Source organism: Vibrio sp. 2-1-2a (genome assembly GCF_032648565.1).
GTDB lineage: Bacteria > Pseudomonadota > Gammaproteobacteria > Enterobacterales > Vibrionaceae > Vibrio > Vibrio diabolicus.
This window is the reverse complement of the sequence record NZ_WBOH01000003.1, coordinates 648,397-666,265: the sequence shown is the minus strand read 5'-3', so window position 1 is coordinate 666,265 and position 17,869 is coordinate 648,397. Positions and strand designations below refer to the sequence as shown.

The following is a 17,869-nucleotide window of genomic DNA, read 5'->3' as shown; positions in this document are numbered from 1 at the left end:
TATTTACGTTTTGCTGCAAAGTTTGACTGCTGTAGCAAGCGACTCAGCCCAGTAAATCCTGTACTTGTTGTTGCAATTGATTACGATTTAAAGACGCAGGACTTAACACTTCACCGATAACAACATCCACTTTTGACCAAAAACGAGTCGGTCGTTTTGTGAGAGCATGTCCGCCTTTGTGGCTGAAAAAAGAACCCCAAAGCCCTTTTAACGCCATAGGGATGACAGGAACAGGGTTACGTTCAAGGATTTTCTCTACACCAGGGCGAAACTCACCCAATTGACCGTTAGACGTTAAACGACCCTCAGGGAAGATACAGACAACCTCACCGTCGTTAAGTGCTTGTTCAATCTGTTCAAATGCTCGTCGGTAAGTGTCGGCACACTTACGTGGAGAACAGATCGGGATAACACCGGCATGACGGAATACATATTTAAGAACAGGTAGCTCGCTGATGGACTTGTCCATCACAAAACGAACCGGGCGAGTAGAGGTTCCCATCAAAATCAATGCATCGACATAGCTAACATGGTTAGCCACGATTAACGCAGCACCTTGTTCAGGAATATGTTGGCGCCCCTTTACGGACACACGATACATACAATGGCTGAGTAAATAACTGATAAAGCGTTGTGTAAATTCCGGTACTTGGCGATAGACATAGATCGCCACGAAAAAGTTACCTATTGCCATCATGGCAAACAGTTCCACAATAGAAAGCTCTAGTACGCTGAGTACAACGATCGAAACCAAAGCAGACACCACCATAAACAACGCATTCATGATGTTGTTAGCAGCAATGGCACGTGCACACTCCCCTTTGTTTGAACGCGATTGGATGAACGCATAAAGAGGAACAATAAAGACACCGCCGCTTACACCAACAAGGAACAGGTCAATCATGACGCGCAGATGTTTTGATTCAGCAACGAAGCTTTGCACATCATAAAAGTGCACCGGAAGTGATGGATAACTTGGGACTGCCCATAGCAAGTCGACGCCAAAGACTGTCAGACCAAGGATACCGAATGGCAAAATACCAAGCTCAACGTGGTTGAAGGAAAGTTTTTCACACAACCAAGAGCCTGTCGCGATACCAATGGAAAACAATGCCAACAGTAAAGAAACGACAGTGCTGTCTGCAAACAAATGTTCACGCGCAAAGTTAGGGAATTGAGTCAGGTAAGTCGCACCCATGAACCAAAACCAACTGATGGCTAGAATAGACATCCAAATGCCTCTCTGTTTTTTTGCCACTTTTAACGTGTTCTTTAAACCAGAAATCGGTTCAAATTTCGCTTTGTCAGTCGATTGGCTAGGCATCGTTGGAATATTCACACTGCTCATAAACCCAAGCAAAGACAAGGCAATCACGACACAAGAAGCAATCAAGGTACCATTAGGAATGGCTAGCAGTAGGCCTGCGCTTAGCGTACCTATAAGAATCGAAAGGAACGTGCCCATTTCAACCCAAGCATTTCCTTTAACAAGCTCATTTGGTTTGAGCGCTTGTGGTAGCAAGGCGTATTTCACAGGACCAAAATAAGCCGATTGAGTGCCTGTCATAAATAAAAGAGCAAGCATCAGCATGGCACTTTGGGTGGCAATAGCGGTTGCAGCGCAAGACATGATAGCCAGCTCGATGAGCTTTAGACGTCGGATTAATTTGGCTTTGTCCATGCTGTCAGCGACGGCACCAGCATGCGCAGAGAATAGAAAGAAAGGTAGGATGAATAAGCCTGCCGCCAAATTAACGAATAGATTGACGGATATTGGTAGGTTATCAATTTGGCTGTATGTCACCATCAATAACAGAACGTTTTTGTAGATGTTGTCATTGAGTGCGCCAAGACACTGCGTCACAAAGTAAGGAAAAAAGCGTTTTGAGAAAAACATGCTGGCTCCGATTAAACAAAGTCGAATGAGATGGGAGCACTTTATGCTCAATGAACGATTAAACCAGCTTTCTCTGTCAAGTGACGTTGCATGCCACCAAAAGTAACGAAATTCGTTACTTTTATCTCCATTTGTTTATTGAGTTACTAATTTCGAGACTTCTGAGTAGGTTTTCTTTCCCATGGTTCAAACAGAGGGAACGTCCAGCGACGCATCGCAATAATCAGAGAGGTGCCGTGCTTTTCGTCCATATCGAGAGAGCTATCACTTTGGCAAGCCTGATAAAACTCATCGATGACCTTTTGCAGTTTCTGTTGCAGCTTCTTGTTGGTTGGTACACTCATCAGCCCTGTTGCCATGGAGAACTTTTCATCTTCACCAGAAAAGTAGCTTTGGAAAAAGGCGTCTTGAACTTGCTGTTGGAAGAACCGTTGAATAGGGCCGCCCATCTGCCACTTAAATGTCGGAGATATACGCAAACGAATTTTGTTATTTGGCTGCAAGTCGATGATGTTCAGACGATCCAAATGAGCAAGCTTTTGCACCAGTTCCAACTCATTGAAGGTGTATTGCTGAACTATTTGTTCAAACTGATAGCCATTTACAACACAGATTGCCACGAGTAGCAGGGCTTTATCGTCAACCAACTGCTTTTCTTGCTCTAACGTTAGCGACTCTAGACCTTTATTGTGCGCAGCCGCGAGCTTAAACAGTTCCGCCATTTCTAAACCAATCAATTGGCAAATGCGTTCTAAGCGTTCAAGGCTAATGTGTTGACCTTCAGCGAGTAAACGTTTGACGCTTCCTTCACTTAAATCAAGGTGTTGTGCAACATCGACATAATGCAGCCCAGCTAACTTTAGTTGGCGTTTAAGCTCTTTAATTAACGTATAGCTTTCTGACATTTATGCTGTCACCTCGTCGTGTAATTGCTCTATATACGCTTGCATAAAGGCTTTGCGTTTTTGCGCTTCGCGTCTCGCTGACTCCGTGTTCATAGTTTCAGCGATTTTGAATAACTTGGTCTGGAAGTGATCCAGAGTGAATTGTTTATCGTCGAGTTCTCGCTGTTGAGCAAAGATGTCTTTGTTATCGTAAAGTTGCGCATCAAACTCAGTGCTCACTTGTATACAGCGAGTAATGCCAATTGCGCCTAAAGCGTCCAGACGGTCGGCATCTTGAACGACTTTTGCCTCCAATGTGTTGGGTCTGATATTCGCGCTAAAGCTGTGTGCTTCTATCGCGTGGGCAATGGCATCATGGTATTGCCGCGGATAATCGATACTTTCTAAAAACGCGACCGCTTTTTTGGCTGCAATGATTGAGCTCTGCTTGCGGTTTGGATGATCTTTCGGATAGGTAAAACAATCATGTAAATAGGCGGCGGGAAGCACAATAGATAAGTCGGCGCCTTCTTCCATAGCCAGTTTTTTTGCGGTGTTTACGACCCGTTGAACATGGCTTATGTCATGCGCCGCATCGACTTGCATCTCTTGCTGCATAAATTCCAAAAATTGCGATTCTATCTGGCTTAATAAGGTCATGAGTTATATCTACAACTAAAGTGAAGGCAGAAGTATGCCGAACGCAGAGAGGAATTTCCAAGTTCAATAGTGTAATTGAGATTTAGCCATCAGAACCTTATGCAACTTAGTAAGTATCGGGTCATCTTAAATAGCATTTTTGTGCGTTCAGTTGGCTACTAAGGTCGTAAGACACAGAGCAGCAGTGACGTTTGCCAATAGTAAAAGGGCCTGATGATTTCGTCAGACCCTTTTTCGTTTTAGTCGGTATTTTTACTAACCTTAGCGTTTGAACGTCACTTGCTCTGCTTGTTCAAGATGAATATGAGTCGTCGCTGGCTGTGTTTCTGCAATCACTTTACCGTGACGAACAGAGTAGCGAACCGGCACTTGGCGACGTACGGCGTCAAAACCATTTTCTGCAGGAAGAATCAGTAGGCTACCTGGTTTGCCTTCTTCAATTCCATACTTGTCTTGAATGTTCAGTGTACGTGCTGAATTGGTGCTGATCAGATCCAGTGAGTTGTTGATTTGGTCGTAACCCATCACCTGACACACGTGCAGACCCATATGCAGCACTTGCAGCATGTTTGCAGTGCCTAGTGGGTACCAAGGGTCAAATACATCATCGTGTCCAAAGCAGACGTTGATGTTGGCATTCAGCATCTCTTTCACTCGTGTTACGCCGCGACGTTTTGGGTAATCATCAAAACGGCCTTGTAAGTGAATGTTCACCAATGGATTTGCCACGAAGTTGATACCGGACATGCGTAATAAACGGAACAGGCGAGATGCATATGCGCCGTTATAGGAACCCATCGCTGTTGTGTGACTGGCCGTGACTTTATTTCCCATATCGAACTTGTGCGCTAATGCTGCCAGCGTTTCAACGAAGCGAGATTGCTCGTCATCGATTTCATCACAATGCACGTCGATCAGACGGTCGTATTTTTGTGCTAACTCGAATACGTAGTGCAGTGATTCAATGCCATATTCGCGTGTGAATTCAAAGTGTGGAATCGCGCCAATCACGTCCGCACCTAATTTGACGGCTTCTTCTAGTAGCTCTTTGCCATTTGGGTAAGAGAGAATACCTTCCTGCGGGAAGGCGACGATTTGGATATCTACCCACTCTTTCATCTCTTCACGCACTTCTACCATCGCTTTTAGGGCAATTAGGGTAGGGTCTGAAACGTCTACGTGAGTTCGAACGTGTTGTACGCCGTTTGCGATCTGCCATTTTAAGGTTTGTTTTGCGCGCGTTTTCACGTCTTCAATCGACAGCATTTCTTTGCGCTCAGCCCAACGTTCAATACCCTCAAACAATGTGCCAGAGATGTTCCAGCTTGGCTCGCCAGCGGTTTGCGTTGTATCTAGGTGAATGTGTGGCTCGCAGAAAGGTGCAACCGCCATGCCGCCTTCAGCATCGATGGTGTCACCGTTGTGATTAAGCTCCACATCGTTGCTTTCAATGCACTTGAATTGACCACCTTCAATCAAAATTTGTTGCAGACCTTCTCGCCCTTTTAGCGTTACGTTTTTGATCAGTAGTGTTGTCATGATGGTTCCTTACGCTGGCTGTGTAGCCAGTGCTTTTTTGTTGAGAATAGGATTAAGAATTAGGAAGCTAATTGCGCCGCCAAGTACAGCGTTAATCGGTACTACGCCAGGAAGGAAGTGTCCCGCACCAACGCCAATCGCTACAGCGATAATGCCAGCCAGCCAACAAAGTTATTGTAGAGCCAGAGAGCGCAAAGTGTGCCAACAAGACCGTTCGCCATCGAGATGTATTTACTTGGTAAGCCTGTGATGTTGGAAAATCCAAGACCTGATGCGTAGAGCGCGTTGTCGTTGGTCGTCCAAATGTTTAACCCAAGTACGATGATGGCAGGAATCAATAAACCTTGCGCAATCATCACTTCAGAGATGTCTGATTGACCAGTCACCGACGCACCTGCCGCGCCAAAGATAAACATTAATGAGTTTCCGATGAAAAATGCCACCATGGTGATCATCACGGCGCTGCGCGGCTTTTTACCAAAGCGTACGAAATCTGCCGTTAATGTGCCTGCACTGACAAAAGAGCCTACAACCATCGCGAGAGCCATTGAAAAATCGAGTGGCTCGGTTGGTTGAACTTGTTGTAGTTCGCTAATACCGCCAACGCTATTTACTGCTTCTACGACAGAGTAACCGCCAAGTAGCGCAATGGCAGGAACGGCGATTGCTGACAGCACCATCAGTGCTGAGATTCCAAAGTAAACGGTCGCGGTCATGAGCAAACCGGAGACAAGGATCAACGTGTTGGTATCGATGCCCGTTGCTTTATGCACCGGAATCGCAAACATCGCGACACCAACTCCAAACCACCCAACTTGAGTACCGCCAAGAAGAGCAGAAGGAAGCCAAGAGCCTTTAGAACCAAAAGAGAAACGAGCAAGAAGGTGGGTAGAGAGACCAGTAGAAGCGCCGATGTAACCGAGGAAAGAAGTGTAAATACCGAGGATTAGGTTACCGATGAGAACAGCGAGGAAAAAATCATTAAAGGAGAGCCCAGTACCGAGAGAACCACCTGTCCACATACTTGCGGAGAAAAAAGTGAGTCCTAACATCACCATGGTTAGTGACGCCACGCCTTTTCTGGCCGTGTTGGGAACTGGTCCAAGACTGTAGTTATTGTCTCCAGCCATTATTACCTCCGCACATTGAAATGTTAAATTATAGCACCTGGTTTTCAGGCAAACGGCGCGTATTATCGTGATGTAAATTTAATAGTCAATGATAAAATTGCAATTTAAACGTTTGCTTGGTTTTTTATGTCTATTTTTTCTTTTAATAACAATGGCTTGATTTTTTACTTATAAAGGTAAAAAGTTTGTTTTTACGTGTTTTATATGATTTATAGACAGGTTTTCTATGTGAAATGAATGTTTTGAATTGCTATTTATGTTTATGGATTAAATTTATCTATAACTCTGGATTGTTCAGTCGATTTCTATGAAAAGAAAACGATTTCATGATGAGCGTTTTGGTTTGGACGTTATTTTTTCTTTTTTGGGTATGTTTTCTTGGTTTTATTTTATGTAGGTAATTTGTTTTTGTTGAAGCTGGTATTTCTAATGGTTTAGTGGGCGAATATTTGAATTTTATAAACAGTAAACAATCTGTTGTGGGCAGGAAAAGTACAACCGAGCTCGGTCAGAGGATAAGAGAGCAATAGCCACATAAAAAAATAGCCAACCGCAAAGAGTGCGATTGGCTTATATACATGTGAACAAAATCAAGTTCACTAACAACGTCAGTTGGCTAGGTGACCCTCGGCTTAAGAAGGGTCGATTTATATAATGCAGTTACTGTGCCAACTTTAATATGCCCTAAAATACGTAGTTTCTGTGACATGCGTTGCTTAAAGTTTGAGTTTGTTTGCAATTTGCAACTGCGTTATGCAATTTGACTCTATTATGCTAATGATTGATTAATAAACAGTGGACTTTTTAGAGCATGACTAAACTCGCCGTTCCCAAAAAGGCGAAGAAACCAACCACATCTGTCACCGTCGTTAGAATAACCGAACCTGCTAAGGCTGGATCCAATTTAAACTTATCCAAAATAATGGGTATCAACACGCCAAATAAAGCAGCGGTAATAATGTTGACGATAATGGCCAGCGCGATGGTTCCACCTAAAACTGGCGATTGGAACCACAATCCGGCTAACCCGCCGATGATTAGCGCCCAAGCAATGCCGTTCAGTGAGCCAATACCCAGCTCATTTTTTAAGAATTTGAATCGGTTACCTGGGGTAATCTGATTAAGCGCCATCGCACGAACCATTAGAGTCAGCGTTTGGCTGCCTGCAATGCCACCCATCGATGCAACAATTGGCATTAGTACGGCCAAAGCCACCACTTGAGCAATCACGTCTTCAAATAGCCCGATAGTGACAGACGCTAAAATTGCAGTCAGCAAATTGATGCCCAGCCACACGCCGCGTTTTTGTGAGCTTTTTAATACTGGCGCAAACAAGTCATCGCCTTCATCCATACCAGTACCGGCCATTAAGCGCGCTTCGTAGATTTCACGTTGCGTACTTAATGCAAATTGCCAATCGACTTCACCAATCAGAGTTTGGTCTGCATCAGTCACAGGCAGAGCGGGTAGTGTGCTGTGCTCTAATGCTTCTACCGCTTCGGGAAGCATCATCTTACTGTCTAGCACCGTCACCGCTTCAATAACGAGTGTTTTCAAGCGAGTATCAGGATCACTACGTAAAATTTCGTAGTAATTGACTGTACCTCGATACTGTTTATTACGGTTGATCAGGTAGACCTGTTGAGGCGTGTCGTAGCTATAGCGCTCCATTAACTGCTTAGCCGTTCCAATCGTAATATTAAAGGGCAGGGTGATGATTTTACGCTCAGCCCAGTGGCCGAGTTCTTCATCTTCATATTCGTTTGCCTGATCGTAAAGCTCTAACTCATCTTTTTCGATTAACGCGAGCGCTTCGTTGATGATCGACTCAGGCAACGAATCCGCCCATTCGATCAGCGATAAGTTATCAAGTTTAGCGAGGGTGAGTTTTAGCTCGACTTCAGATAATGCATTGATGATAGAAAAACGTACGTCGGCACGCATTTCCGTTAACACGTCGATATGCAGTTCTAGTGGCAAAGCTCGCCATAAGCGAACACGATCATCGATTGGAAAGGCTTCCAGAATTAGGGCGACTGCGCCAGGTTCGAGACCCGCTTCAATAGATTCATTGAGCGTTGCGACTTGATCCGCTTCTTCGGCTTGGCCAATTTGCTGGATTAGAGTGGAGAGATCTTGAAACTTGCTCACCGAGTACCCCGATAGTTAATTCGTTTTATGGAAGTATGGCATGTTATTGAGATGCACAACTATGCATCTTAACCTTGCTCAAGGTACTTGAAAGTAACAGAAAAACAATAGGCTATTCGCTGTTGATAGTGAGATATGGCTGTACCAATTGGCGAATGTTCACTTTTGCGCCAATTCTCGCTGCGAGCAAATACATGCCACCAATTTTACGATGTAAAAATAGGGCATCGGCAGGTGGGGTATGCCAGTACTCTTGTTCCATGCTCAAAATAGTGCCGGCTTCGCGAAGTTTTTGCGCTAAGCCACTGGCTTTAAAATCATATGGCTCATCGACTAACATGGGTTCACATGCCATTTTTACTAAATCGAGAATCGCTTGGCGCTGATCAGGTAAGATGGTTTGGCTGAAGAAGCCAATTTGCTCAAGCGCGTCATTCAAGCCTTGTTCGTCATTATTCATGACGGACGCAAAGGCTTGGCGATAGCCGGCACTGAATCGTTCGCTGTATTCGCGAGTTGCACCGAAATCTAACAAGCCGATTTGGCGAGTACTTTCAATGTACAAGTAATTGGCGAAGTTAGGATCGGTTTGCACCATCTTGAATTCGAACAGCTCTCTGAACAGCAATTCGAGCAAACTGTGCATGACAAAATCTCGCGTACTTTGATCATAATGTTCGATGTGTTCAATGGGTACGCCGTCAATAAATTCCATGGCGAGAACGGAGTCTGAGCAACTTTCAGTATGAATCTTTGGTACGACAAAATGAGGATGCTCCTTCAAAGCATCATGGTAACGAATCGCAAATTGCGCTTCTCGGGTGTAATCGGCTTCATCATGCAGTTGCTTTTTGGCTTCTTCTAGTAGCCCTTTGTAGTCGACGGATTCTGGAATCAACCCAACCACTTTAAGCAGCGTACCTACGTTGTCTACGTCGCTATCGATACTTTTTCGTATGCCCGGATATTGCACTTTGACGGCTAGGTTATCGCCCGCATCGCTGTAGGCTTGGTGCACCTGTCCTATTGATGCACTGGCGATTGGTTTGAAGTTAAATGATAGAAACTCAGCTTTCCAACTCGTTCCTAGCGAACTTTCCATGACTCCGTTCAGTTGCTTTGCAGGCATTGGGTCTGCGTTGGAGCGAAGACGGGAGAGAATATCGGCGAGTTCAGGTTCTAAAACATCACCAGCATCCATTGAGAGCATTTGACCAAGCTTCATTGCAGCGCTACGTAGGTGAGCAAGTTGGTCTGTCAACCGTGCGATGTTTTGTGGCGTCAGCAAGAGGTCTTTCGCTTTTGGTTTATTGCCTTTGGCGATTTGTTTCGTGCCTTCTGCAATCACATTGCCGGCGACACGGGTAGCAAGTGAAGCGAACTTGCTGAACCTTGAGATACGATGGGTAGGTAGGCTTCTTTCCTTTGCCGACATGAATCTTCTCCGCTGTTTACTAACTAATTGTTATACGGGAAAAGGGTGTGTTTGGATACAAATGAAAAAAACGCCAGCGAAACTGGCGGTTTGTGAGTTTAGATGGAGTAGAAGAAGTACAGCTGAGACTTCATTCGAATGATGATCCCGCGAATCACATCCAAGAAGGCCATGAAGCCTATCGGTTTTTCACCGCTGACCCATGCGAGGCCAACAGAGCCAACAGGAATGTCGTAGCCTTCTGGCTCATCAATCTTAAGACGAACAAAGTGGTGTTTGTTCTGTAAGTTCTTGCCGGTTGTAACGCGAACAGAATCATCGAAACCCAGCAGATTACCTTGTGACTCACCTGTTGCTTCAACAATGCCTTCGACGGTCGCTGAGAAGATCTTGCCTGGGTAAACGGACGAAGAGAATTCCGCAGGTTGACCCGGTTTAATGTTACGAATCGCCTGGTGGTTGACTCGCATCAGCACATACTTCTCGTTAGTGTACATATTAATACGTGGCATCATCGATACACGCTGACCTTCACGCAGGATAAAGTTGGTCACAAAGCCATCTGTTGGGGCATGAATTTTGGTGCTGTTCAAATCCCATTGCGCTTTTGCAATTTGCTCTTCAGCTTGGCGCAGTTCGGCTTGTTTGGTTTCAACTGCGAGCTCTGCTTTATGAATCGCCAGTTTTGCACGTGAAATATCGACTTGTTTCTTCTTAATTTGAGACTCAAGGGTTAACACGTTGTGACGTGCCATATCAACCGCACTCGATTGTTTGTCGATGTCGCTTTCCGTGATGGTGTTTTGCACCACTCGGTTTTGCTCAACATAACGATCTAGCATCTTTTTCTGCAATTTGTAGTCAACTTTCGCCGCTTCCAATTGGCTCTTTGATGTTTCTAGATCTTGCACCAATGCTTGATGATTCGCGTCTTCAATCTCGATGTCGCCTTTTGCCGTAGCTAATGCGACTCGTGCAGAATCGGCGGATACGTTCGCCTGATTTAATGCGATTTCGTATTGAGTTGGGTCAAGTTCATAAATAAGCTGACCTTCTTTAACTTGTTGATTTGGCTTAATGTAAATGTGGTCAACTTTACCCTTCACATTGGTTGAATCTGGACGCAACTGGATGTGTGGTGACTGCACCACTGAGCCGCCGGATAGATCCATCGGCGTGAAGTTGATGAGGCCTACCCAGACGAACATTAACCAACCCAAGCCGCCTAGGTAAGCGAACGATTTGGTTGCTTTGTTCCAAGGCATGCCGACTAAACGGAGCAGATAGATGAAGAGAGCCCATACCGCTAAACCTTCTAACATTACGCTTCCTCTTTTGGCTGTGTTTCTGTTTGCGGTTTACTTCTCCATGTATCACGCAGATTGATGATGGCTTTTTCCATATCAACGAATGCAAAGATCACAGCTAGCACCCAAACCCAGTGCCAGACAAACCCAATCCAGGTGAGCGCAGTGATGAGCCCTATCTGATGATGGTCTTTGCTGTGCGCCTTATTAATTGGCAACTCATGGATTTTCCAAAAGCCGTAACACGCGCCCGCGACACTCGCGATTAAAACGACAGCAGCGACAACATGTAACGCCGTATCTGCGCCTGTACCGACAAATGGGACACTCAGTAAACTCATTAAACACTCCTCTATCAAACGGTTGGCGTATTGTGATCTGGATTTGATTTAGGTCTTTCTTTGTGACAGATTCAATCAATAGAGGATTAAATTTGATGTGATTGGTAATGAAGACGGTTCGATTTATTCGCGCGATGGGCATTCTAAACATGCATAACCTCGCGTTATCTAAATATAATTTGGGCTCGGATGAACTGGGGATTCCGTCGTCGGTATTTCACAACCCAATGACACTGATCCCGCTAAAAGCCGTCGCAGAATGGTATCGTTGTGTTGAACAAGCCAGCAGTGATCCAGATGTGGTTTTGAGTCTCAGCCGAGGTATTGAACTGCAAAAGCTTGGACCTGTGGGACGCTGGCTATTTTCTGGGAATGATTTAGCCAGCGCGATTCGACGCGTTAATTATGGTGCGAGTAACTTACAATCTGGGGCGTTTTTTGCTGGCGAACAGTCGGGCAAAATCATCAAATGGACTTACCACAATCCGTTTATAGAAACGTCAGTAAAGGTGCACGATAGTATCCGCGGTGCGGTATTTATGATTAAAGTGCTACGCGAATTTCTTGGTAAAGACTATCAGCCTTTGCGCGTCAAGATTTCAGGGTCGAGGAAAAATACTGAGCGATACCGGGAATATTTCGGCTGCGAGGTGGAATGGAGTCAGCCAAAAACAGAAATATGGATCCCGGGAGATGACCGATTAGCTTCCCGCCAAGTGAGCCATCGCGAGGACAGCCGTCTAGCGATGAGTTTTTCCGATTTGGATGATTTGCTTAATATGCCCGACCCAGAAGATGAGTTGAAAGTGATTTATGAAGTGGTGAACTACAGCAGTCATTATGGATTGCCAACGTTAGAGCGCGTTTCTTCTCTGCTTGATTTATCTGAACAGCAGTTTCAACGTCGTTTGCACAAATTAGGCCTCAACTTCTCGATGGTATCCGGCTATGTATTGAGTAATGTTGCGGCTGGGTTATTGAGTAAGCGCGTGAGCATTGATGATATTGCCATGCGCCTTGGTTACACCAATGTGGCGAGCTTCAATCGTATGTTTAAGAAGCATCGTGGATTAACGCCCAAGCAGTATGCGGGAAGATTAGAAAAGTAATGCTTCACTTGTCTTTATGAAAACAAGCAGTAAAAGCCCTCAAGGTAGAGGGCTTTATTATTTTTTGTGTGGTGTTGTTTAATGTAATAGCTATTTCTTAGGGCGCCAGCTTAGTGCACTTGCAACAGCGCCGATGGCAATCACATCCTTTTTTTGTTCACTAAGTTCTGGGAGCATTTGTACCGCAATGGTACCGTTCGTCTGCACAGCGGCAATTTCTTGTGTGCCTTCCTTAAAGCTATAACCCAATGGAATGTCTACCGCCATCATGGCGTCAGGACTAGTATGTACAGTTTCTACATTAAAGTGGGTGCTGCCGATACGCACTACGCCTGTCTCTTTTTTCTCAAAACTGATGTCGATGAGAGCGGATTTTGGCTCCATCGCAAACTCACCGACTTTTTTACCATCTTGAGTAATGTCACAGGTGTAAGGATCATTCCCACCAAAATCGACGCCCATGTAGTTAACCGACATACCGCCCCCAGTGCAGTTCAAAAGCCAAGTTTCCCCGTTGTCGATACGAGTAACTTCTGCGCCCATCGTACCTTCTTTGAAAGAGATATGGTTAAACCAACTTGAGTTAGAAGCACTGCGTGAATAGTTGCCTTTGTACTTACCAGCAAAATCAAAATGACCATCTGCACCGAATCCCCAAAAATCTCCGTCGGTTTTGATCAGCATTTCTGGTTGTGCTTTTACGGCGTCAGTACGATCCATGACGGCTAGGCCACCACAACCTACAAGGAGTAGGGGAGCGAATAGAGTAAGTTTCTTCATGTTTTTCATCGTTTATAGCTCGGTTACATCTAAGATTTGGTCGGTGAATTGGATCTTTTGAATGTCGTACAACTCATCCGAGCCTGTACTCGGACACTTAACAGAAACGCTCTTTGCTTTGATAACAGTACATTCTGCCAGTTTGTGTGGCACGATATAGGTGTTGATACCACCTTCACCATAAATGCTGTTGTCTTTGCTGTTGCCTTCAAAGGTATTGTCTTGGTCATTACCGATGACATTCATTGCGTCGTCGCCAATGATCTTCACTCTTGTCAGCCACTGAGATTTGTAGGTGTATGCTTCTATCAAGCCGTCTTTGTTGGGAGCCATACGGAAGGTAGGCACTGTGCCTGGATTTGTCTTTTCTGTGTAAAGTTTGACGCCCGCAGAGTCGATGTTCGCGGTGTATTGCAAGTATCCGTGGAATAAGCCGCTGATCCAATCAACGGCTTGTGGATCTTGAGTTTGCATTTCTTCACGTGTTAACGCTTGGTAGCCATCTAAACCTTGTCCGTTTGCTTTTGCTACACCCATGTAAGCTTCAAAAGCGGCAGCAAAGTATTCGTGAGAATATGAAGGGCCCGTTTGTTTAACACTTTCAGGATCGAAGTCGTCCGATTTCCAATCGTCCCAGTCATACTGAGTTGGGCGCCACACCGTCGGTTTGCCCGCTTGAATATCGTTATAGATTTTTAACGCATGAGCTTGAATGTCATTTTGCAGTGCCGCAGTCCCCGTGTTAGGTGCAATACCTTGCGCTTGGACCAAGTGTAAAATTTCTTCAAAAGCGGCGTCTCGTTCGGCTTTTTTACCAAGATTGGCACAGTAATCGGCAAAATTATTCATGTAATGGCAATCGCCTTCAACTGTCAGTTCTCGATACATCAAAGATTGGCTGTTCCTTAGCCAGTTTGGTGTTTCTTTACTATTTACTAATGTTGCCACGATAGATGTGACAAGTGTATCCATATCATCTTCGTTAAGTACCATCATGCTTACAAAAAGCTTTTCTAGAGAACTCGTATCAAAAGAGTGTGCTAAGCCCGAGTTTGTCACTGCATCGTTCAGTTTGTCTTGGCGAATCAGTTCGTTGATAAAGATTTTGGTTAACATCTCATCATTCTGTTCGTCGTTTTCGGTCAGCATTAGTGTGGCATCACGCTCGGCTAATGTCTTAGCGATACGAGACTTGTCAGCGCCGGACTTAGAGTCTGGTTGGTTTGTGAGAAGGTGTTGGATGATTTTGGCTGCACGAAAGATTTTTTCATTATTCGCACCGTCATCAACAGCCACAATGTGAAATGCATCATTGTTATTTGCTTCAGAAAGGGAGATTTTCACATAGTGGGTGAAGCCCGCATCAGCAGCCACTTTTAACTTGGCTGGAAGCTCTGTAGAAACGACAGTTGGGATTGTGACAGTGCTCAATGTTGGCGCTGGTGGTGTTGGAGGTGTCGTTGTCGATGGTTTCGAATTAGATTCACTGCCGCCGCAAGCAGTTAGACTTATCGCGCAAAATATGGCTAAAGGTGTTAATTGGGAATATCTCATTTCATGTTACTCGTAGACTTTATTAGAGCAAGAAACTTAGAAGCAACATAAAGTCCTGTCTATATAAGCAAACCAAGTCATATATATCGATATTGTTTTTTTGGTAAGGACTATCATTCGATATATTTAAAAATATAGTAGATTTTTATTCCGAACTTTATTTTTTATGTGAAGCTATATTCTGCTAATGAATAAAACATCAGGTTATTGCATGGTTTTAGGGGCGTAGAATGATTAGGATTATCGTATATGTATAGTTTGTAAGCGTATGTAAGCCTGCTTTTTATTAAAATTATCATTTAAGTTGGTTGCGCAGTATAGGACGAGCGATATACTCCCTCCATCATATTGGTGGAGTAAATGATTCATGGTGGGCAATACAATCTTACTGGTAGAAGACGACTCTGAGATTGCTCGATTAACCAAAATGTACCTCGAAGCCGAAGGCTATACAGTAACTGTTATCGACAACGGTCAAAATGCATTAGAAACGATTAAGGAACTCAAGCCGGACCTAGTGCTGTTAGATTTGATGTTACCAGGAAAAAATGGCGCAGAAATATGCCAAGAGGCACGTAAATTTTATCATGGGATTATCATTGTTTTGACTGCAACCGATGATGAAATGAGCGAGGTGAGCTTATTTAAGTTCGGTGCTGATGATTACCTTACCAAACCGATAAAAGGCAACATCCTTCTCGCCCGTATTGAAGCGGCGTTGCGTCGCTATCGTCGTCAAGTTGATACCGTTGAAGAAGAAAAGCTGAGCCGATATGGCATTAGCCTTTGTCTTCGTCGTTCCCAAGCATTTTATTTGCAAAAAGATATTGGTTTGACGAGTTCTGAGTTTGAAATTTTAGAGCTCCTGATGCTGAATGTCGATAAGCCAGTATCTCGTGAATCATGTTGCCGTCTTGCCAGAGGCATTGAATACTGCATTACTGATCGTTCGATCGATATGCGAATATCCTCACTAAGGAAGAAATTCTCTAAGGCTCATATCCATACTGCTACCATTAAGACCATACGTCACCACGGCTATATGCTGACAGGTAAATGACGCATGTTTTCCCTGTTTACTCGTCTATATGTGGGGTTAGTTACTGGCCTTGCGCTGACTGTTGCTTTGTTTCTCTTTATGGGGGAAGAGTACATGCGCAAAACAGAAGTCGGTGTTTTTTTGAGTGATGGTGCTTATTTTGTCGATCAATACATTGAGCAACGAGGCACTCCGGATTCTCTCTATAAGAAGTTAACCGAAAACGGCAAGCAAGATTTCTTTATCTTTGATTTAACATTGGTTGAAAACTGGGACGGATCACCGCCTTGTCGAGATTGTAAGCTGCTGTACCGAATACAAGGGATACCTGTTTATCTTATTGATGGCAGTACCTATGCCGCGGTATTCCCTTTACCTAACACCTCGAAGAGTTTAGTTTTCAAAGAAAAAACGGATTTCTTTAGCCCAGATGTTGATTGGAATGAAGATTCTGAGATTGTATTTATACTGACTCTACTTTTGGTTGTTGTGTGCAGTTTAGGCATTATGGTTTACATACCTGTACGACGTCTTGACCGCCAAATTCGACAACTAACGGCTGCACAACAACAATTTGGTTATGGTGAGTTGAATACGCGAGTCGATCTAAAGCAATTTTCGCAACCCGTGAAAGAGCTCGCCCAAGGCTTCAACAACATGTCTGAAGAGATTGAGAGACGAGTACGTCAAACACACATCTTTACTCAAGCTATTCCTCATGAAGTGCGCACTCCGCTGAGTCGTATTCAGCTAGCGACGGATTTAGCTAGGCGCACGAGTGGTGAAATGCAGGCAGAGTTACATGACGATATTGAACGATACGTTGATGTAGTGACGGATTTAACGTCCGACATTGTCATGCTGTCTCGCTTGAGTGTGAAAAACCATTCTTTGAGCGATTCTGTTGAAACCATGGAACTGCCTCTTTGGTGTAAAAGCCGCATGAATTACCTAGGCTTAGAGTCCACCATGTTGAGAGCAGAAAATGAACTCGCGAACCAATTGATTCACTTTCAGCCTACTTTGGGTAACCTCGTCCTCGATAATTTACTGCAAAACGCCAAGCGTTACGGTGAATCCTGCGTTGAGGTGACGATTCGAATGGTAGCGGATTGCTGGAGCATCGATATTGAGGACGATGGTCCGGGCATCCCTGAAGCGATGCGAGAAGAAGTATTTATGCCATTTTCGCGTTTAGACAAAAGCCGCAACGCCGACATGAAAGGCTTTGGTTTAGGGCTTGCCATCGCTACCAGTGCAGCGAGGCAACTGGGTTGGGAGCTTTCCGTCGGCGAGAGTCACTTAGGCGGTGCACGTTTTACGGTGCTTATTCCTGCCAACGATTAGAGTAGGCACTGCGGTAGTCTGGTTCAGCGATACCTTCATACAAATCTTCACAAGCTTGCAGCGGACCTACGACGGTTCGGTAGGGTAGGACACCTGCCCAAACAGGAATATCCATGTCTTCCGCATCGTCGTTGACGCCAAAATTGCTGATTTTCACAGATGCCTCTGTGAGTGGGATACGCAGCAGCATGGTGGCTTTGAGCTCTTTTTCATTACTCAAACGGACTTGTTTTGTTCTCCCTGGAGCGATCTGTTCGATAAAGTGATTCAGCAACCTGTCTTTTTCTTGGTTATTCTCCACCATCTCAAACTGGCCAAAGACCACGGCGCTACGATAATGCGCACTGTGGTGAAATGCACTTCGAGCCAATACCCAACCATCAAGCAAAGTAAAGGTTAAGCACGTTTGCACTCCTTGTTTGAGTGAGCGTAACAGTCGACTGTTGTTGGCACCATGGATATACACGTAATCATCGACACGCCATGCCAGCATAGGGATGACCACAGGGCCTGACTCGTTGGTTATCGCAATATGAGCGATTAGGCTTTCATCTATGATGGCGTGCAGTTTGCTAACATCAGAGACGGCTTTATGTGCACCTTTCTTAATTTCCGTTCTATTGGTGTTGGATAGCATTTTCTCTCCTTGTTTGCTCACGATTACGAGCGATTGATCCTCATTCTTTGATTGCAATG

Annotated in this window: 14 protein-coding genes and 1 pseudogene; 3 read left to right on the top strand and 12 right to left on the bottom strand. The window is 44.6% G+C overall.

Going from position 1 to position 17,869, the window contains the following annotated elements; all coding sequences use genetic code 11:
- Positions 1-43: 43 nt before the first annotated feature.
- The 9 genes and pseudogenes from F7Y48_RS11255 to F7Y48_RS11215 form a co-directional block, all read right to left on the bottom strand.
- On the bottom strand, positions 44-1,897 hold the full coding sequence (locus tag F7Y48_RS11255) for an MFS transporter (RefSeq protein ID WP_258508578.1): 1,854 nt from the start codon (positions 1,895-1,897) through the stop codon (positions 44-46).
- Between the two features lie 146 nt (positions 1,898-2,043).
- A complete protein-coding gene (locus F7Y48_RS11250) occupies positions 2,044-2,802 on the bottom strand; it encodes a helix-turn-helix domain-containing protein (protein ID WP_258508577.1) in 759 nt (252 codons plus the stop codon).
- Positions 2,803-3,441 (bottom strand): HD domain-containing protein, encoded by a 639-nt coding sequence (locus tag F7Y48_RS11245; protein ID WP_134645483.1) that lies wholly within the window; start codon positions 3,439-3,441, stop codon positions 2,803-2,805.
- A gap of 261 nt (positions 3,442-3,702) precedes the next feature.
- Positions 3,703-4,980, bottom strand: a complete 1,278-nt coding sequence (locus tag F7Y48_RS11240) for a cytosine deaminase (RefSeq protein ID WP_258508576.1) — start codon at positions 4,978-4,980, stop codon at positions 3,703-3,705.
- Positions 4,981-4,989: 9 nt separating this feature from the next.
- A pseudogene (codB, locus tag F7Y48_RS11235) lies at positions 4,990-6,110 on the bottom strand (cytosine permease).
- A gap of 804 nt (positions 6,111-6,914) precedes the next feature.
- A complete protein-coding gene (locus tag F7Y48_RS11230) occupies positions 6,915-8,261 on the bottom strand; it encodes a magnesium transporter (RefSeq protein ID WP_005396363.1) in 1,347 nt (448 codons plus the stop codon).
- A 112-nt stretch (positions 8,262-8,373) separates the two neighbouring features.
- Complete coding sequence (locus F7Y48_RS11225) at positions 8,374-9,696, bottom strand: AarF/ABC1/UbiB kinase family protein (RefSeq protein ID WP_316684176.1); 1,323 nt, start codon at positions 9,694-9,696, stop codon at positions 8,374-8,376.
- Between the two features lie 98 nt (positions 9,697-9,794).
- Positions 9,795-11,018 carry an HlyD family secretion protein gene (locus F7Y48_RS11220; protein ID WP_316684175.1) on the bottom strand — a complete coding sequence of 408 codons (1,224 nt, stop codon included), beginning with the start codon at positions 11,016-11,018 and terminating at the stop codon, positions 9,795-9,797.
- The gene (locus F7Y48_RS11215; RefSeq protein WP_046875867.1) at positions 11,018-11,344 is read right to left on the bottom strand and encodes an MFS transporter; all 327 of its coding nucleotides are present in this window, start codon (positions 11,342-11,344) and stop codon (positions 11,018-11,020) included. The genes F7Y48_RS11220 and F7Y48_RS11215 overlap by 1 nt, the downstream gene beginning before the upstream one ends.
- 107 nt (positions 11,345-11,451) lie before the next feature.
- Between F7Y48_RS11215 and F7Y48_RS11210 the strand changes: the two genes are divergently transcribed.
- Positions 11,452-12,453 carry an AraC family transcriptional regulator gene (locus tag F7Y48_RS11210; RefSeq protein ID WP_048624820.1) on the top strand — a complete coding sequence of 334 codons (1,002 nt, stop codon included), beginning with the start codon at positions 11,452-11,454 and terminating at the stop codon, positions 12,451-12,453.
- A 90-nt stretch (positions 12,454-12,543) separates the two neighbouring features.
- On the opposite strand, the gene F7Y48_RS11205 is transcribed toward F7Y48_RS11210, so the two are convergent.
- Entirely contained in the window at positions 12,544-13,233 is a 690-nt protein-coding gene (locus tag F7Y48_RS11205; protein WP_085343918.1) for a hypothetical protein, read from the bottom strand.
- A gap of 12 nt (positions 13,234-13,245) precedes the next feature.
- Complete coding sequence (locus tag F7Y48_RS11200; RefSeq protein ID WP_316684173.1) at positions 13,246-14,787, bottom strand: hypothetical protein; 1,542 nt, start codon at positions 14,785-14,787, stop codon at positions 13,246-13,248.
- A gap of 367 nt (positions 14,788-15,154) precedes the next feature.
- Here F7Y48_RS11200 and F7Y48_RS11195 point away from each other — a divergent pair, with 367 nt between their 5' ends.
- Together F7Y48_RS11195 and F7Y48_RS11190 are read left to right on the top strand one after the other, a co-directional pair.
- The gene (locus F7Y48_RS11195; protein ID WP_005396371.1) at positions 15,155-15,847 is read left to right on the top strand and encodes a response regulator transcription factor; all 693 of its coding nucleotides are present in this window, start codon (positions 15,155-15,157) and stop codon (positions 15,845-15,847) included.
- 3 nt (positions 15,848-15,850) lie between these two features.
- Complete coding sequence (locus F7Y48_RS11190) at positions 15,851-17,173, top strand: ATP-binding protein (RefSeq protein WP_256898799.1); 1,323 nt, start codon at positions 15,851-15,853, stop codon at positions 17,171-17,173.
- On the opposite strand, the gene F7Y48_RS11185 is transcribed toward F7Y48_RS11190, so the two are convergent.
- On the bottom strand, positions 17,154-17,810 hold the full coding sequence (locus F7Y48_RS11185) for a pyridoxamine 5'-phosphate oxidase family protein (protein ID WP_005396375.1): 657 nt from the start codon (positions 17,808-17,810) through the stop codon (positions 17,154-17,156). The two genes, F7Y48_RS11190 and F7Y48_RS11185, sit on opposite strands and share 20 nt — an antisense overlap.
- Positions 17,811-17,869 lie beyond the last annotated feature (59 nt).

Bases quoted from the DNA above. Each gene is read 5' to 3' on its own strand.
- F7Y48_RS11205 (WP_085343918.1), bottom strand. From the start codon at position 13,233: ATGAAGAAACTTACTCTATTCGCTCCCCTACTCCTTGTAGGTTGTGGT.
- F7Y48_RS11200 (WP_316684173.1), bottom strand. From the start codon at position 14,787: ATGAGATATTCCCAATTAACACCTTTAGCCATATTTTGCGCGATAAGT.
- F7Y48_RS11190 (WP_256898799.1), top strand. From the start codon at position 15,851: ATGTTTTCCCTGTTTACTCGTCTATATGTGGGGTTAGTTACTGGCCTT.
- F7Y48_RS11215 (WP_046875867.1), bottom strand. From the start codon at position 11,344: ATGAGTTTACTGAGTGTCCCATTTGTCGGTACAGGCGCAGATACGGCG.
- F7Y48_RS11250 (WP_258508577.1), bottom strand. From the start codon at position 2,802: ATGTCAGAAAGCTATACGTTAATTAAAGAGCTTAAACGCCAACTAAAG.
- F7Y48_RS11255 (WP_258508578.1), bottom strand. From the start codon at position 1,897: ATGTTTTTCTCAAAACGCTTTTTTCCTTACTTTGTGACGCAGTGTCTT.
- F7Y48_RS11245 (WP_134645483.1), bottom strand. From the start codon at position 3,441: ATGACCTTATTAAGCCAGATAGAATCGCAATTTTTGGAATTTATGCAG.
- F7Y48_RS11195 (WP_005396371.1), top strand. From the start codon at position 15,155: ATGGTGGGCAATACAATCTTACTGGTAGAAGACGACTCTGAGATTGCT.
- F7Y48_RS11225 (WP_316684176.1), bottom strand. From the start codon at position 9,696: ATGTCGGCAAAGGAAAGAAGCCTACCTACCCATCGTATCTCAAGGTTC.
- F7Y48_RS11240 (WP_258508576.1), bottom strand. From the start codon at position 4,980: ATGACAACACTACTGATCAAAAACGTAACGCTAAAAGGGCGAGAAGGT.
- F7Y48_RS11210 (WP_048624820.1), top strand. From the start codon at position 11,452: ATGAAGACGGTTCGATTTATTCGCGCGATGGGCATTCTAAACATGCAT.
- F7Y48_RS11185 (WP_005396375.1), bottom strand. From the start codon at position 17,810: ATGCTATCCAACACCAATAGAACGGAAATTAAGAAAGGTGCACATAAA.
- F7Y48_RS11220 (WP_316684175.1), bottom strand. From the start codon at position 11,018: ATGTTAGAAGGTTTAGCGGTATGGGCTCTCTTCATCTATCTGCTCCGT.